This window comes from Bacillus cereus group sp. BfR-BA-01492, from assembly GCF_022662815.1.
Lineage (GTDB): Bacteria > Bacillota > Bacilli > Bacillales > Bacillaceae_G > Bacillus_A > Bacillus_A cereus_BD.
This window is the reverse complement of sequence record NZ_JAKUEH010000010.1, coordinates 25102-41261: the sequence shown is the minus strand read 5'-3', so window position 1 is coordinate 41261 and position 16160 is coordinate 25102. Positions and strand designations below refer to the sequence as shown.

Below are 16160 nucleotides of genomic sequence, written 5' to 3'. Positions count from 1 at the left end.
AAAGCGATGAGAAATTTAACTCATCGCTTTTTCGCTTTTCTTGAATAATTTTATCACTTCATTAACGATAAGAGGGATTATGCTTAGAAAAATTACAAATCCCCAATCTTTTAATGTTAAAGCATGTACGCCGAATAGATTTGCAAGAGGTGGAATCGAGATGATACACACTTGCATAGCGACACCGATTAGCAGTGAGAAAACTAAGTATTTATTTGTAAAGAGTCCAATTGAGAAAATAGATTTTGTACGTGATCGTAAGTTAAATGAATGAACAAGTTGAGAAAAACTTAATACAACAAAAGCCATTGTTTGTGCATGCAATAAAGCATCTTCATGAATATAAGTTGGGAAAAGAGGAAAAAGATTTGTATCCCCTGTATAGAGCTTTGCACCAACAATAAAGGCGGTTAAAGTCATCATTCCAATTACAATACCATTTAGAACAAGAAAAGGGATGCTTCCGCTAAATAAACTTTCTTTTGCCCCGCGAGGTTTCTCTTTCATTACTTCAGGGTCTTCCGGATCAACACCGAGCGATAAAGCAGGAAGTGTATCAGTGATTAAATTGACCCAAAGAATATGAATAGGACGCAGTGGTGTTGCCCATCCAAGTAATATAGCTAAAAAAAGTGCAATAATTTCCCCGAAGTTACAAGAAAGAAGAAAAAGAATTGCTTTTTTTATATTGCGATAAATGTTTCGACCTTCTTCAACTGCTTTCACAATGGAAGAAAAATTATCGTCTGTTAACACCATATCAGCTGCACCTTTAGCAACATCTGTTCCTGTGATTCCCATTGCCACCCCAATATCGGCTTGTTTTAAAGAAGGAGCGTCATTTACACCGTCACCAGTCATAGAGACGATATTTCCTTTTGCACGCAGAGCTTTGACAATTTTTACTTTATGTTCTGGAGAAACACGGGCAAAAACATGTAACTGATGTATTTTATTTGCTAGTTCCTCATCTGACATGCGATCTAATTCCGTTCCAATCATTACTTCAGAATCTTGCTTGGCAATCCCAAGTTCTTTTGCAATCGCAAAAGCAGTATCTTTATGGTCTCCAGTAATCATTACAGTACGAATACCGGCTTTTTTACATTCGGCAATCGATGTTTTTACTTCTGTTCGCGGTGGATCAATCATACCGACAAGCCCAATAAATATAAGGTTTTCTTCTATAGAATCGATATCGATATGTTCTGTGTCATGTCGTTTGAAAGCGAATGAAAGGACACGCAATGCCTGTTGTGACATAGAGTGAGCGGCTTCTAATATACGCTTTGTATCATCTTCTGTTAATTTCTCGACTTTTCCATTTGAAAAAACATGCGTGCATCGAGGTAAAAGTTTATCAATGGCTCCTTTTGTCATACTATAGTAATCACGATCGTATTGATGGAATGTTGACATCATCTTTCGATCCGAATCAAATGGAAGTTCATGTATACGTTTATGCTCGTTTTCTAAAGTATTTTTTTGTATGTTGAAGGTGTCTCCAGCAATAAGAAGTGCAATTTCTGTTGGATCACCAGTTTGAGATTCTACGCTATAAGAGGCATCGTTACATAAAATCATATTTTCTAATAATAGGCGATGAGCCTTATTATGAATATTTAAATTTTCTAATTGATCATATTCATAGTCACTATAGAAATGAGTAACTGTCATTTTATTTTGTGTTAATGTACCTGTTTTATCTGAACAAATAATTGTAACGGAACCGAGGGCTTCAACAGCCGGAAGCTTGCGAATAATTACATTTTGTTTAATCATTCGCTGTACACCAATTGCAAGAACAATTGAGACGATTGCAGGTAATCCTTCAGGAATTGCTGCAACAGCTAAGCTGATAGCGGTCATAAACATTTCTAGTGTGTCCCGTCCTTGAAAAAATCCAATGAAAAACATAATGATACAAATGGCTACAGCGACAACACCTAAATATTTTCCCACTTGTGCTAGACTTTTTTGGAGTGGTGTTGTATCATCTTCTGCTTCATGTAAAAGCGTAGCAATTTTTCCGATTTGTGAGTTCATTCCAGTGCCTACAGCGATGCCGACGCCACGTCCATATGTAACTAATGTTGACATAAATGCCATATTTTTTTGATCACCAAGTGGTACTGGCTTGTTATGTTGTAAGGAAGGATGATAAAGCGAATCTTTATCCACTGGAACAGATTCGCCTGTTAAGGCAGATTCCTCGATTTTTAAGTTTGCAGTTTCAATCAGTCGTAAGTCACAAGGAACATAACGACCGGCGTCGAGCATCACAATATCCCCTGGAACAATCTCTTCAGATGGAATTTCTTTTTGCTTACCATTGCGCTTGACAATGGCTTTTGGTGTTGACATCTTTTTTAATGCTTCTAGCGCTTGTTCAGCTTTGGATTCTTGAATGATGCCAATTACAGCATTTAGAACAACAACGAGGGCGATAATACTTGCATCAGCCCATTCTCCTACAAAGATGGAAATAAGAGCAGCAACGATAAGGACATGGACAAGAATATCATTGATTTGAGCAAAAATACGTTGCCATAACGTTCGTTTTTGTTTTGTTCTCAATTCATTTCGGCCATATTCATTTAAACGCTTTTGTACGATTTCATCTGTTAAACCATGCTGTTCATTTGTTTTGAGTTCAGAGAGTAAGTGTTCTTTTTGTTTATTGTACCAATCATTCAATATCAGCACCTCCAGTAAAAAAACATGTAGTGATATGTATGAGGAAATAATCTATGATGAGGTTCTATCTCCATTGTACCGTACTTTAGCTTAAGGAGATGCGGAATAAAGTGATTTCATGAATTTGTTGGAATTCTATAAAATAAGCTGTGAAGAAATATTCTTCACAGCCTGTCTTCGCTATTTTTTCATTAATGTACCTAATTCTTCTGTAATAGCTTGCATTTCACTAATACTGAATGTTTCACGCTTCATAACATGATCGTAAATGTCGCGTAAATCTTCGTACCTATCTTCGTCAAAGTTCGCAGCTTTCATGGCACCTGCATTGACCATACGCAATTTTTCTTTAATGGCCTCTACCATATGTTCAACATTTTCTTGTGACTTTACGGATAAATCCACCGAAGTGTCCCCCTTTGAAATAACATAAGGTTATCTTAACATTTTTTATCATTTTCGTTAATGAAACTTTTCAATCCTATTAAATTAGTAGGAATTTCCTTTATAATTAATAATTGGTTGTTTATACTATATGTATATATAAGAAAGCACCAAGAAGGGAAGAACAAATATGATTCAAGTATTGTTTGTTTGTCTTGGAAACATTTGTCGGTCACCTATGGCAGAGGCAATTTTTAGAAAACTTGTTAGAAACGAAGGGTTAGAAAATGAGATTCAAATTGATTCTGCTGGGACAGGAGATTGGCATATTGGACAGCCACCTCATAAAGGAACGCAAAAAATTTTAACAGAAAATGAAGTCTCTTTTGAAGGAATTAAAGCACGTCAAATAGAAAAAGAAGACTTAACAAAGTTTGATTATATTATTGCCATGGACAATAAGAATATAGCGGATTTAGAAAAAATCGGTAAATCCGGAGGCTATATTGGTAGACTGTCCGATTTTGTTCCAGATGGTGGCTGGACAGATGTTCCTGACCCTTATTTTACAGGGAACTTTCAAGAAGTATACGACCTTGTAACAGAAGGGTGCGCAAAGTTATTAACATTCATTCGCAATGAGCAAGGAATATGAGTGAGTTTAGAAAGACATACTTTCTAACATAAGAAAAGAAAGGGTGAAGGAATATGGCAAAAAAGAATAATATAGCTCGAAATATTGCAATTGGGGTAGCAGCAGGTGTAGCTGTTTCTATGTTGAAAAAAGAAAATCGTGAAAAGGTAAAACAAACAGCAGAAAAAGCAAAAACAAAGATGATTGAAATTGGCGAAAATGCGAAGATAAAAGAAAAAATGCAAACTGTTACAGATAAAGGGCGCGAGTTTGCTGATCTTAATGTAGTAAAAGCGAAAGTAGCAGAAATCAAGAAATTAACGCCAGCTGTTGTTGATACAATAAAGGAAACGAAAGAAATCTTCACTAAGAAAAAAATCAATTCAGAAGAGAAGCCGGAAACAATTGAAATTCAGGCTACTCCTGTAAAATCTAAAGAGTTAAAAGCGGAAGAAGAGCCAGTAGTAGCTCAAGACGGTGGTATGAAAGAAGCGCGTGAGTTACTTATGAAGGACTCTCAGACAGAGGAAAAGAAAACAGAAGCATATGTGGAATTAAAAGAAAATAAAGAAGAGAAGAAAAGTGTTTAAAGACAAATGAAAAAATTTCTAGAAAAAGCAAGAGGAAATCGTGTCTATTCGTTTGGTAAAGATTTATATGATCGAACGATGCGAGATGATGTAGCGGGCTTAGCAGCACAGCTCGCTTATTTCTTCTTGCTTGCTATTTTTCCTGGGCTTGTTTTTGTAATCACGCTTCTTGGATTTATTGACCTTCAAACAGAGAATGTGCTCAACTTATTGGAGCCTTATGTGCCTGAAGAGGCAATGAACTTAATTGAAGTAAATGTAGATCAAGTAATAAATAATCAAAATGGTGGTTTACTATCATTCGGTTTATTATCAATGCTATGGTTTGCTTCAAATGGTGTAAATGCAGTGATGAATGCATTTAATCGTGCTTACGATGTAAAGGAAACGCGCTCCTTTATTGTAACAAGAGCTTTGTCTATTGTGTTTACACTGGCAATGATTTTTATGATTGTTTTCGCCTTAATTGTGCCTGTTTTTGGACAAGTAATTGGAGCCGCTGTGTTTAAAGTGCTCGGTTTATCAGAAAGTTTTTCTTTCGTATGGAGTATTATACGATTAGCAGCGAGCTTTTTAGTGTTATTCGCTTTATTTAGCTTTTTATATACGTTTGCACCTGATCGCAAATTAAAAAGAAGAGAGGTTGTATCCGGGGCATTATTTGCAACAGTTGGATGGATTGTCGTGTCGTACTCATTTGCCTATTATGTAGACAAGTTTGCAAATTATGCCAATACATACGGCGGCCTTGGTGGTATTATCATTTTAATGTTGTGGTTCTATTTGACTGCTTGGGTCATTTTACTAGGTGGAGAAATTAATGGGTTACTTCATTTTTACCGTACTAGTGACAATAATTCCCGGAATGAAAAGTAAACCCTTGTTCCATAATAAGAAGGAACAGGGGGGATTATGATGAGTAATAATAAAAAGAATCATAATAACAAAAATAATGGGAAACAAAAAAGTAGTTCACATCCGAAGCATAAAACGAGTGGTAGTGCGAACGGACAAAATGGTTACCATTAAAATAAACGGGTCCTGTGAGAGGACCCGTTTATTTATTGCCTTTTAATAATCGCAAGCCATTAAGGATGACGAGAATCGTACTTCCTTCATGCCCGATAACGCCGAATGGAAGAGCTAAAAATTGTAAAAAGTTAGAGCAAATAAGCATAGCAATTACTGTTAAAGAAAAGATAACATTTTGTTTTACAATACGATTCATTCGTTTTGATAACCGGATAGCTTGAGCAAGACGAGATAATTCATTTTTCATGAGAACTACATCGGCAGTTTCTAAAGCGACATCAGTTCCTTCTCCCATTGCCACCCCAATGCTGGCAGTAGCTAATGCAGGGGCATCATTAATACCATCTCCAACCATTGCTACGGTTCCATATTTTTCTTTTAGTTGTTTCACTGTTTCTACTTTTGTTTCTGGTAAACAGGATGCGTAATACTCTTTTATATTACTTTCCGTTGCAATCGCCTTAGCTGTTTGTTCATGATCTCCAGTAATCATAATGGCTTCCACACCAATGCTTTGTAAATCACGAATAGCTGCAATCGTTTCTTGACGAAGAGTATCTTTTAAAGCGATAAGTCCAAGAATACATTCATCATCACGAATGTAGACAACCGTTTTCCCTTCTTGTTCCAGTATAGTAGAAATACCGTTATGGAATGTTTTTGTATCTTCACCAATAAAATCTGCTTTTCCGATTTTATAAGCTTTGTTTGCCACTATTCCTTTTAATCCAAATCCAGTGACATCTTCTACATTTTCGGGTTTGTGGAGTGTAATGTCATATGTTTGTTTTGCATATTTAACAATTGCCTCTGCTAAAGGATGGGTAGAATGACTTTCAATTGCTGCTATGATAGAAAGCAATTCTTTTTTTGCTATTCCCTCACGCACATATACGTCAGTGACGCTTGGCTTACCTTGTGTTAATGTTCCTGTTTTGTCAAAAGCAATGGCTTTAACAGAAGCAAGACGTTCTAAATGAATACCACCTTTAAACAAAATACCGTTTCTTGCACCGTTAGAAATTGCTGATAAAGTTGCTGGTGTAATAGCAGCAACAAGAGCACAAGGGGAAGCAACGACAAGTAAAATCATTGCGCGATAAAATGTTTCATTCCAGCTCCAATCTAATAAAAAGTGAGGAACAAACATCATAAGGGCAACAACAAACAATACACCTTTTACATATGTTCCTTCAAATTTTTCAATAAATAGTTGTGACGGTGATTTTTCGCTTTGTGCATTTTGAACGAGGCGGATGATTTTTTGGAACAATGTTTGATCGCTACGTTTTGTAATGTTTACTTCAATTGCACCACGTAAATTGACAGTTCCCGCAAATACTTCATCACCCAATTTTTTCTCATTTGGAATGGGTTCACCAGTAATTGCCGCTTCATCAATATTGGTCTCACCTTTATGGATGATACCATCAGCAGGAACGCGCTCACCCGGCTTAATTAAAATCGTATCATTTACTTGTAATTGTTCTACAGGAATGCGTTCTTCGTTGCCATTTGAAATGCGCAAGGCTTCCTCAGGTTGTAAGTCCAAAAGTGCTGAAATTTCTTTCTGACTTTTGTTTAACGTGTAAGATTCCAAAGCGCCGCTTAAGGCAAATATAAATATGAGGATAGCGCCCTCTGTCCAGTATCCAATAATAGCAGCGCCGATAGCAGCAAAGAGCATTAACATCTCTACATTTAATTCTTTCTCAGCGATCGTATCTTCAATGCCTTCCTTTGCTTTGGCATATCCTCCAATTATATAGGCTAAAATGTAAAAGGTTACGCCAACTGCTGCCATTTCATGTTTCGTGAATAACCAGCCAGTTAAAATGAAAATACCTGATAGGATTGCAAAGATGAGTTCATAATGGTTTTGCAATGTTTTCATCCAAGATAAGCGAGACACATTTTTTGTTGATGGTAATGTTTTTATTTCTGAGTTCATTCCTATTCACTCCTTTTAAATTCTTATTGAGAAAAAGAATCAAAATCGAAACCCTTATAAAACGACGAAAGCTGCCATCCATACGGATAGCAGCACTTTTAACGAAAATTAATTTTAATAGTTATTATGTTGTAATTGCTATATATTATAGCACATGTTTTCTTTTTATGATATGTTTTTACTTATACAAAAAATTGAAAAACTTGTGTTTTTTCTTTTCCTTTGATATATATGAATATTGTTTGTAAAAAGATCGGGAAGGAAGACAACAAGTGAAGACAGAGAAATTTTTTACTCATCCGATCGGTGTATTTATCGCTGCTATTGCAGCGACATTTTTATGGGGAAGCGCCTTTCCCTTTATTAAATTAAGTTATGCCGAACTCGGAATTCAGCCACATGAAGTAGGAGAGCAAATTTTATTTGCTGGTTATCGTTTTTTCTTATCAGGAGTAATCCTTTTATTCTTTTTTAAAGCGTTAGGAAAGGATATGTACTTTAAAAAAGAAACAACAAAACAAGTAGTGCAAATCGGGTTATTTCAAACGTTTTTGCAATATGTATGTTTTTATATCGGCATAAGTTATAGTTCCGGTATTGAAGGCGCCATTATTTCAGGAACATCTTCATTTTTTCAAATTTTAATTGCGCATTTCTTGTATAAAGATGATGCACTCAATATAAGAAAAATAATTGGTGTTTCCATTGGTTTTTGTGGTGTAATTTTAGTGAATGTACCAAGTGATGGAAGTTTTACATTCCATTTTGGAATCGGGAGTTTATTACTTCTTGGAGCAGCGATGATGTATTCATATGGGAATATACTTGCTAAAGAGGGGAGTAAAACATTAGATGTTGGATATATGACAGCATATCAAATGATTTTCGGATCCATTGGGTTATTATGTATTGGTATATTTCAAGTTGGATTTATGCCGTTTATATTTACTACTAAGACCTTTTTTATGTTCCTTTATTTATCATTCTTATCGGCAGCAGGCTTTTGTATATGGAATACAGTTATGAAATATAACAAAGTAGGAAAAGTGTCAATGTATATGTTCTTTATTCCTATGTTTGGCGTATTGTTATCTAGTATGATGTTAGGAGAAGCAATTCATTCGTTTGTATTATATGGGCTAGCTTGTGTTGCAGCAGGGATTATTGTCGTAAATTGCACACCTAAGGAACAAAAGATAAAGAAAGAAAAGAAAGTAGCGTAGAAAAGTAATGAGGAGAGTCTATGCTAAAATGTTATAACATTTCCTTCTTATTGTAACAGAAGAGAAAAAATAATATATAATCGATTCGAAACGAGATATTGACTAACCGACAATTCTCGACGCCTCACGACGACGAAAATATAGAGAAAGAGCTCGTTCAAAAGCGATACTTTTGAACGAGCTCTTTTCTATTTGACGAAAAAACAGGAAAAAAGATGTTATATCACGAAAAAAGATAAAGAGAACTTTATTTTTTATCCCGCTATTTTAGGGCAGTAAGACTCCCACCTCAAGATTCAGAGAAAAGAGTAAGGAAGATAGGTGGGAGTAGGGCTGCCCGTAACAGCCCGATTGGTGAGGGCTCATAATCAGTGGGGGATGAAGAAAACCCCTACTGATTAAAGTTTCACTTTATGTGGAAGAGAGTATTGGATTATGGATAGAGACAATTAAAAGTTTTTTCCTAAAAGCAAAATGAGCGCATGTTCATGATTGAAGTTTATACGTTGGAAAGTTAAAGAATATATGTCATTCATTGAGGAGAACGTATTATGAATGAAATTTATCTTTTATTAACCGGACAAATTATTTTATTTATTATTGGGGCGATTTATGCCATTGTGCAAACAAATCAAGTGCAGGAGAATAGACCACTACCATTAATTGTTCGCTTAGTACTTAGTTTTTCCTTAACCGCGAGTGCAATATGGATTTTACTGCAAGATCCTTCTATTGAATACCGTAGATGGATTGCAATTGGAATGACCTTGTCTACAGTAGGTGATTTATTTATGGCTGGGCTTATTCCGTTTGGGCATCGATTAATAGGGGGGATGGTTACTTTTGCAATTGCGCATTGTTTTTATGTAACAGCATTTTTACAAACAGGTATTTCATGGACTGGTTTTGTTATTGGTCTATTTGTATATGGCTTCTTGTTAATCTTTGGGTGGTTCTTTTTTATGCGGAATCCAAATCAAGATAGGTTATTTACTCTTGGGGCACTTATTTATGGAGTATGGGTGGGAGGAATGGCTTGTTTTGCATTCGCGTTAGATGATACAGCTCATACTATGTGGTGGTTACCGGCGCTTGGTGGATTTTTATTTGTGATTTCTGACTTCATGATTGGAGTTACAGAGATAGGTGCAAGAAAGCTAAAATATGACCCACTTTTCGTGTGGTTAACATATGTTGCTGCACAAATGTGTATTATTTATGCGGGAATATAAAGTAGAAGGACTGCGATTGAAGTAGTCCTTTTTGTAGCGAGATAACGGATTATTAGGCATATAGAAACGAATATGGATGGGGAAGAAAGGGGAAGGAGATGGAAAAGAAAAAGCATTTTCGTGAATTGTTTGAAGTATTTGCGATTGCATGTTTACTAGCATTTTTAGCAAAAATCTTTTTGTTTTTTCCGACCACTGTAAATGGGGCATCAATGAGACCAGCTTTGGAAGATGGTGATAAGGTCATTATTAATAAATTAGCAAAGAGGTTTGAAAGCTATGATAGAGAAGATATTATTGTAGTGAAGACAGACAATTTTTATGTGAAGAGAGTGATTGGATTACCGGGAGATGTAATTGAGATGAAAAATGATCAATTATATATTAATCATCAAGTGTATCGTGAACCGTATTTAGAGAAAAATCGAAAACATGCTAAGCAACTCCTTGTTAATTTAACAGAAGACTTTGGGCCGATTACTGTGCCAAAAAATAAAATCTTTGTTATGGGAGATAATCGTTTAATTAGTAGAGACAGTCGAAATGGTTTAGGGTTTATTGATAAGAAGCAAGTATTAGGAACACTGGTTGCTATTTATTATCCTTTTCATCATATGAAAATTATATAGAAATAATAGAAAGAATCCCCCAAGCAATTCTAAAGAATTGCTTGGGGGATTCGTGTTTAAGTAGTTGGAACTTCATGATGTCCCTTTTTATTTAACATAAATGTATATTGGAATAGCTGTAATTTAAATAGAGCTAACGGATCATGATACGTTTCTGGGTTTGTTCTTAATTTTGTTAAGTTATGCTCATCTTCTTCAATTTCTAGATGGGCTGCTTCTACAGTTTGTTTTAAAATGCTAAGCGGATCTTTAAAGAACATCATAATGTCGCGTTCTAATGCACTTTCGAATAATTCAAATTGCAGGAAGAATTGTGTAGAAATCGTTGTAGCCACATCTGTATAATCTTCCGTTTCAATATATTGTTTATATTTGTTAGAGAGAAGAGGTTGATTTTTATTTCCAAACAGTTTTCCAGCACTCTTTAAGAAAAATTGTGTTGGTGTAAAACGTAGTAATATGTTGATATTATCGACGTTGATTCGGTTCGTCATTCTTACAACATCCCTGCGCCAATCATCTAGAAGTTTGAAATCACATGGTAATTGCATGCGTTCTTCTTCGTATAGTTTATTAAAGGTTGTACTCATTTCATCTAAGTAAGATTGGCCTTGAATAAACTCATTATGAGCTGTTTCAATCCATTCTTGAATCGATTGTGTAAATTTAGGCAGTAGCACTTGTTGTAAATGTTTTTGAATTCGTTCGTTCATTGCATCATTTATTTCTTCATGAACTGATTTAAAATCACTATCTTCTTGAACGAGATCAGAACAACTCTGTAACAATTCTGGAATTTGAGCATGTATATCATGTGTAATTTCTTCTTTTGTTAATCGGTAAGAATCTGTAATCGAGCGGATTGTATCTGCTTGGATTGCAGTGAGATTATTCATAAATCCATTTAACTTTACTAAAATATGCTTATTCCAACGAATTGATTTCTCTAACGTATTTTCTAGCTCTACACGTTCGTTTATGAGATATGTAATGGTCTTATGAATAAACCATAACAATTTTTCTATACGTTCTTGTGTTATATCTCTCTTAGCGATATTCGAAAGAATAGAGTCAGTTATATCGCTTAGTTCCTGACTATTTTCTTGTAGCGGTGAATAAGGAAAGATTTGTGCTGATGGGAAGTGCACACGTATCTTATTTTCCATTTCATTGATAATTTGCTGTTCTGCCTCTGCATGAATATTTGGATCTAATTTATTTCGTATAAATTGAATTTGTAAATTGGGCATTTGCTCTCGCATATATACTAATGTATCGAGTTCTTCATCCGATAATGGTGAAGATGTATTGATGATATAAACGAGGCTATCGGTTGCTTGCAAATATTCAAGAGCCGTATTCTTCATATGTAACGCTTGTTTAAAATTAGGTGTAACAATGAATGAGAATTTATTTTTTCTTAAAAATCTACATGGTAGTTTGAACTCGACACAGTTCTTTCTCGTTTCTTCTTGAGAAGGTGTCATCATCATATTTTGAAATGCGTTTACGTCTGAAACACTTCGAATTGTTAAATCTGTAAATTCATTTATTTCCGTTTGAACATTGTCTTTAAAAATGATAGGAGCCGACTGGTAATCTCCTAATATGTCTTCCCCTAGTATTGAATTCATAAATAATGATGTATCGAAGTTGCTCGTTCCGGTTATCAGAAATTGTTTTACTTGTAAGTCAGAAAGACCGCGAACAAGTAATGTGAATTGGTGTGGTAAATCTACATCATTGTTTTCTGCCCATGTAGCAATTGTTTCAAACAGTGCAGAAATATCATCTATATTCATTTTTTCATTGGCTTCTAAATGAGAAAGAATAGCTGTAGCACTTTTTACAAGTAGTGAGTCTAAAGTTTTAGGAGAGACTTCATCCCAAGCTAATACCGCAGCGGAAACAAATAAAGAATTTTCCTTTTTTGTGATGCTGAACCAATTTGTTAATAAATCTGGAATGATTCCTTGTAATTCATGCATGAAGTGCTGGCCTGTAATTAACTTACAATATGTTTCTTGATAAAGGGTAGAAATTTCATTCCAGTCTTCGGAAGGACCTACTTCTAAATGGAAGAATAAATGATTCACTGTTTGGATCCATGCTAAATAGTTTGGTTCTTCTCGGTAGCTATTCCAAAGTGCTGAAATGAGTTCTTTAAATTGCGCTTGATCAACTGTATATAAAGTTTTCAATGCTTCATAAAAATATTCTGGTTTCATATTTTTCGTGAAGCCTAGATTGATATAATGAATTAAAATATCAAACCAGTGTAACGATTTTGTTCGAATCCCTTCATGTACTGCAAGTTCAATTGCGTTGTTCCAATCTTCTTGCTTTTCATAGAAGGAGCGAGCGATTGTAGTAATATTAGGATAATCAGGTTGGAATGAAACAGCTTCATTAATCGTTTTAAAAGCTAAACCTAATCGATTTTGTTCAATATAAAGAGAAAAGAGTTGTAAAGCAACTTCCATTGTAAGCGTTATATCTTCTGTTTTAATAGAAGTATAAATTTCTTCTGCTGTGGAAAGGAAACCTAATTTAAAATAAGCATCACCTATATTTTTCTTTGCCCAGAAAGAAAGTTCATTATTTACTTTTTCCCATTTAAAAATGGCAGCTTCAAAGTCTTTATGATGAAAATAAACCTCACCTTGTGCAAAGCGAATATTTGATATGTTGGCAAATTCGTTTTGGGATTCATTTATGTATGCTTCTCCAAGAATTTTTTGGGCATCAGTGGAGGTTTGTTCTGTTAAAAATGTTTCATAATATATCTTTTGAATGAATTGTTTTTCTGTGGTCATGTTATTTCCCCCTATATAAATTAGAAAAATGATTTGTTATGTAAAAAGGGTGCATTTTCATTTAATGGATAGAATCTGCATTTTATCGACCAAAATATATTTTTGCCAGTTATATCATTTTTCTGAAGAGTGAAACCGATGCTAACAGTAACTTTCTTTTATTGTAACAAAAAAAATCGTTTATGAATTTTTATTTTTTTAGTAACTTTGCAAAATGAGATGTATAGGAACAATGAAAGAATAGGAGTAGAGTTCATGATAAAAAACATGTATAGTGAATATGTATACCATGTTTGCTACAAAATGAGAAAGGGCATAATATGGAATAACGATTGTACATGGGATGTGTCATCCAAATGGAACAACATATTGGTGAATTAATCGCACAATACGGATATTTTGGGATTATTATCGCTTTAGCTGGTGGAATTGTCGGGCTGCCAATACCAGATGAATTTCTATTAACTTTTATTGGGTATAATATTTCAAAGGGTGTTATGTCAGGACCTGCAGCATTTTTAAGTGGGATGGCAGGTGCGATGCTTGGAATTACGTTAAGTTATTTATTAGGTTTAAAGCTCGGATTACCTGTATTGAAAAAATATGGTCCCAAGATTCGAATTAAGGAAAAACAAATTGAAAAAACACATATTTTATTTGAAAAATATGGTCCATTTCTTTTAATGGTAGGATACTTTATTCCAGGAGTGCGTCATTTAACAGCGTATTTTGCTGGAATGTCCAACCTAACTGTATGGCGCTTTTGCTTATATGCATATAGTGGTGCGCTTATTTGGATTAGTGTTTTTATCGGACTTGGTTGGAAATTGGGAGAGAAGTGGCGTTTTGTTGAATATAGTTTACATCATTATGGAATTTGGATATTAATCATTTCAGGACTTATAACAATTGCAGTTTGGCTTTATTTAAAAAGAAGAAAAAACCGCCCATGATAAGCGGTTCATTAGCTAAAAGCAATGAATAAGACGCCAGCTGTAATACATACAACACCTATTCCAGTCATGAGATTTATTTTTTCACCTAGAATAATCATCGCTAGGAGAATTGAGATGACTACACTCAATTTGTCAACAGGACCTACTTGCGAAACCTTCCCTGTTTTTAAGGCAAGAAAATAGAATAGCCATGATGAAGCACCTGCAATACCACTTAATGTGATAAATAGCAGTGCTTTTTTATTAAGGAGAACATCTCCAATAGTTTGAAATTTTCCTTGTACGACAATAACTCCGATCATAAATAATGCCATAATGATTGAGCGGATGGTTGTTGCGACATTTGCATCAATGCCATCTAAACCAATTTTCCCGAATATAGATACGAGAGCTGCAGCAATTGCTGATAATAGTGCGAATAGTAACCATGAACTCATAGTAAAACTCCTCCAATCTTTTAGTATTATACATGAAAATCATTCTCATGTATAAAAAGATAGGAAAAGAGAACCCCCCTTATTCTTTTAAAGGTGGGTTTTTCTTCGCATTATTCTACAATTTCTTCGTACAAAAAGTACGTTACATTATAAATGTGTTCTACTTCCTCATCTGTCATAAAAAGCAGGTCTGCACGTTCGATTCCTTTTTTCTTTTCAATAAATTCAATCATATTTTTCCGTTCTTCTCTTTTCATATTGTATTCTCCTTTCAATCTGTTTTAATACAGTTTACTTAAGTTAATACTTATTATATAACAGAATCTTTAGAAAGTTCCAGCATTTTTATCTTTTTTTATCATAAGTTTTCGACAAAACAAGCTTTTTTTAATGGAATTGTGATGAAATAGAACCAGTTAGGAGAATACTAATAAGTAGTGAGGACATATGATGGAAGGGTGGAAAGGATGTTTAATAAAATTTTTCTTATACTGACACTTGTTGGGGTACCGCTTTCAATTTTAGGAAAAACGCTGCATTGGCCACAAACAATTATGTTTGCTGTATATTGTTTAACAATTATTGCTTTAGCTGCTTTTATGGGAAGGGCAACTGAAAGTTTAGCAATTGTATCAGGTCCAAGAATTGGTGGGCTATTGAATGCAACTTTTGGAAATGCAGTAGAACTTATTATTTCTATTTTTGCTTTACGAGCAGGGCTGATAGAAGTTGTATTAGCCTCATTAACAGGGTCTGTTCTTGGAAATTTATTATTAGTAGGAGGTCTTTCTTTTTTTGTGGGGGGACTGAAATATAAAAGACAAAGTTTCAATGTGTATGATGCAAGGCACAATTCGGCATTATTAATATTTGCAGTCGTTGTTGCTTTCGTTATTCCAGAGGTCTTTTCAATGAAAATGGATATTGAAAAGACACATCAATTAAGTATTGGCGTTTCTATTATTATGATCATTATGTATTTAGCAGCTCTGTTTTTTAAATTGGTTACACATCGTGGTGTATATCAGCATAACAGTGATGAGGTAAAACATGAAGAAGAACCTGAATGGTCAAAAGGAAAAGCACTGCTTATTTTAGCAATTTCAACAGCGGCAGTTGCCTATGTTTCAGAAGCACTTGTGCATACATTTGAAACAGTAGCAAAATCTTTTGGGTGGTCAGAATTATTTATTGGGGTTATTATCGTTGCCATTGTTGGGAATGCTGCTGAACATGCTTCGGCGATTATTATGGCATATAAAAACAAGGTAGATATCGCTGTTGAAATAGCAATCGGTTCTACTTTACAAATCGCCATGTTTGTCGCCCCTGTACTCGTGCTACTTTCGATGTTCTTCACGGTAAAAATGCCATTAGTATTTACAGTGCCAGAACTCATTTCTATGATTACAGCTGTATTTTTAACCATTGCAATTTCCAATGATGGGGATACAAATTGGTTTGAAGGAGGCACTTTATTAGCTGCTTATTTTATTATGGGAATTGGTTTTTACTTGTTGTGAAGAAAGGCGGATAACAATGAGGAAGAGAGAAAAGAATAAATAAAGTAAATCATTTC

At 34.7% G+C, this 16160-nt stretch carries 14 protein-coding genes; 8 read left to right on the top strand and 6 right to left on the bottom strand.

Annotated elements, in window-relative coordinates; genetic code table 11:
• Positions 1–15: 15 nt before the first annotated feature.
• Both MR063_RS13735 and MR063_RS13730 read right to left on the bottom strand, forming a co-directional pair.
• On the bottom strand, positions 16–2697 hold the full coding sequence (locus MR063_RS13735) for a calcium-translocating P-type ATPase, PMCA-type (RefSeq protein ID WP_242198569.1): 2682 nt from the start codon (positions 2695–2697) through the stop codon (positions 16–18).
• Positions 2698–2877: 180 nt separating this feature from the next.
• Positions 2878–3102: a DUF1128 domain-containing protein gene (locus MR063_RS13730; RefSeq protein WP_242198567.1), complete on the bottom strand. Its 225-nt coding sequence runs from the start codon at positions 3100–3102 to the stop codon at positions 2878–2880.
• A gap of 169 nt (positions 3103–3271) precedes the next feature.
• On the opposite strand from MR063_RS13730, the gene MR063_RS13725 reads away from it, so the two are divergent.
• The 3 genes from MR063_RS13725 to MR063_RS13715 are packed head-to-tail and all read left to right on the top strand — an operon-like array spanning position 3272 to position 5181.
• Entirely contained in the window at positions 3272–3736 is a 465-nt protein-coding gene (locus MR063_RS13725; protein ID WP_242198564.1) for a low molecular weight protein-tyrosine-phosphatase, read from the top strand.
• A 53-nt stretch (positions 3737–3789) separates the two neighbouring features.
• The gene (locus tag MR063_RS13720) at positions 3790–4305 is read left to right on the top strand and encodes a DUF4075 domain-containing protein (RefSeq protein ID WP_242144406.1); all 516 of its coding nucleotides are present in this window, start codon (positions 3790–3792) and stop codon (positions 4303–4305) included.
• A 6-nt stretch (positions 4306–4311) separates the two neighbouring features.
• The gene (locus tag MR063_RS13715; protein ID WP_242198561.1) at positions 4312–5181 is read left to right on the top strand and encodes a YihY/virulence factor BrkB family protein; all 870 of its coding nucleotides are present in this window, start codon (positions 4312–4314) and stop codon (positions 5179–5181) included.
• A gap of 181 nt (positions 5182–5362) precedes the next feature.
• On the opposite strand, the gene MR063_RS13710 is transcribed toward MR063_RS13715, so the two are convergent.
• Complete coding sequence (locus MR063_RS13710) at positions 5363–7288, bottom strand: heavy metal translocating P-type ATPase (RefSeq protein ID WP_242198559.1); 1926 nt, start codon at positions 7286–7288, stop codon at positions 5363–5365.
• A gap of 272 nt (positions 7289–7560) precedes the next feature.
• Here MR063_RS13710 and MR063_RS13705 point away from each other — a divergent pair, with 272 nt between their 5' ends.
• The 3 genes from MR063_RS13705 (at position 7561) to lepB (ending at position 10372) form a co-directional block, all read left to right on the top strand.
• Positions 7561–8511 carry a DMT family transporter gene (locus tag MR063_RS13705; protein WP_242198556.1) on the top strand — a complete coding sequence of 317 codons (951 nt, stop codon included), beginning with the start codon at positions 7561–7563 and terminating at the stop codon, positions 8509–8511.
• A gap of 551 nt (positions 8512–9062) precedes the next feature.
• Positions 9063–9743 (top strand): lysoplasmalogenase, encoded by a 681-nt coding sequence (locus tag MR063_RS13700; RefSeq protein WP_242198554.1) that lies wholly within the window; start codon positions 9063–9065, stop codon positions 9741–9743.
• A 98-nt stretch (positions 9744–9841) separates the two neighbouring features.
• On the top strand, positions 9842–10372 hold the full coding sequence (gene lepB, locus MR063_RS13695) for a signal peptidase I (RefSeq protein WP_242198552.1): 531 nt from the start codon (positions 9842–9844) through the stop codon (positions 10370–10372).
• 56 nt (positions 10373–10428) lie between these two features.
• On the opposite strand, the gene MR063_RS13690 is transcribed toward lepB, so the two are convergent.
• Complete coding sequence (locus MR063_RS13690; RefSeq protein WP_242198550.1) at positions 10429–13188, bottom strand: tetratricopeptide repeat protein; 2760 nt, start codon at positions 13186–13188, stop codon at positions 10429–10431.
• 356 nt (positions 13189–13544) lie between these two features.
• Here MR063_RS13690 and MR063_RS13685 point away from each other — a divergent pair, with 356 nt between their 5' ends.
• On the top strand, positions 13545–14141 hold the full coding sequence (locus MR063_RS13685) for a DedA family protein (protein WP_242144413.1): 597 nt from the start codon (positions 13545–13547) through the stop codon (positions 14139–14141).
• Positions 14142–14152: 11 nt separating this feature from the next.
• Here MR063_RS13685 and MR063_RS13680 read toward each other — a convergent pair whose 3' ends face one another.
• Both MR063_RS13680 and MR063_RS13675 read right to left on the bottom strand, forming a co-directional pair.
• Complete coding sequence (locus MR063_RS13680) at positions 14153–14581, bottom strand: EamA family transporter (protein ID WP_242144414.1); 429 nt, start codon at positions 14579–14581, stop codon at positions 14153–14155.
• A gap of 110 nt (positions 14582–14691) precedes the next feature.
• Positions 14692–14838 (bottom strand): BH0509 family protein, encoded by a 147-nt coding sequence (locus MR063_RS13675; protein ID WP_242144415.1) that lies wholly within the window; start codon positions 14836–14838, stop codon positions 14692–14694.
• A gap of 210 nt (positions 14839–15048) precedes the next feature.
• Between MR063_RS13675 and cax the strand changes: the two genes are divergently transcribed.
• Positions 15049–16104 (top strand): calcium/proton exchanger, encoded by a 1056-nt coding sequence (gene cax / locus MR063_RS13670; RefSeq protein WP_242144416.1) that lies wholly within the window; start codon positions 15049–15051, stop codon positions 16102–16104.
• Positions 16105–16160: the final 56 nt, after the last annotated feature.

What these genes read in the sequence shown, in the direction of transcription:
- MR063_RS13710 (WP_242198559.1), bottom strand. Translation starts at nt 7,288, where the DNA reads ATGAACTCAGAAATAAAAACATTACCATCAACAAAAAATGTGTCTCGC.
- MR063_RS13680 (WP_242144414.1), bottom strand. Translation starts at nt 14,581, where the DNA reads ATGAGTTCATGGTTACTATTCGCACTATTATCAGCAATTGCTGCAGCT.
- MR063_RS13675 (WP_242144415.1), bottom strand. Translation starts at nt 14,838, where the DNA reads ATGAAAAGAGAAGAACGGAAAAATATGATTGAATTTATTGAAAAGAAA.
- MR063_RS13690 (WP_242198550.1), bottom strand. Translation starts at nt 13,188, where the DNA reads ATGACCACAGAAAAACAATTCATTCAAAAGATATATTATGAAACATTT.
- MR063_RS13725 (WP_242198564.1), top strand. Translation starts at nt 3,272, where the DNA reads ATGATTCAAGTATTGTTTGTTTGTCTTGGAAACATTTGTCGGTCACCT.
- lepB (WP_242198552.1), top strand. Translation starts at nt 9,842, where the DNA reads ATGGAAAAGAAAAAGCATTTTCGTGAATTGTTTGAAGTATTTGCGATT.
- cax (WP_242144416.1), top strand. Translation starts at nt 15,049, where the DNA reads ATGTTTAATAAAATTTTTCTTATACTGACACTTGTTGGGGTACCGCTT.
- MR063_RS13685 (WP_242144413.1), top strand. Translation starts at nt 13,545, where the DNA reads ATGGAACAACATATTGGTGAATTAATCGCACAATACGGATATTTTGGG.
- MR063_RS13720 (WP_242144406.1), top strand. Translation starts at nt 3,790, where the DNA reads ATGGCAAAAAAGAATAATATAGCTCGAAATATTGCAATTGGGGTAGCA.
- MR063_RS13700 (WP_242198554.1), top strand. Translation starts at nt 9,063, where the DNA reads ATGAATGAAATTTATCTTTTATTAACCGGACAAATTATTTTATTTATT.
- MR063_RS13715 (WP_242198561.1), top strand. Translation starts at nt 4,312, where the DNA reads ATGAAAAAATTTCTAGAAAAAGCAAGAGGAAATCGTGTCTATTCGTTT.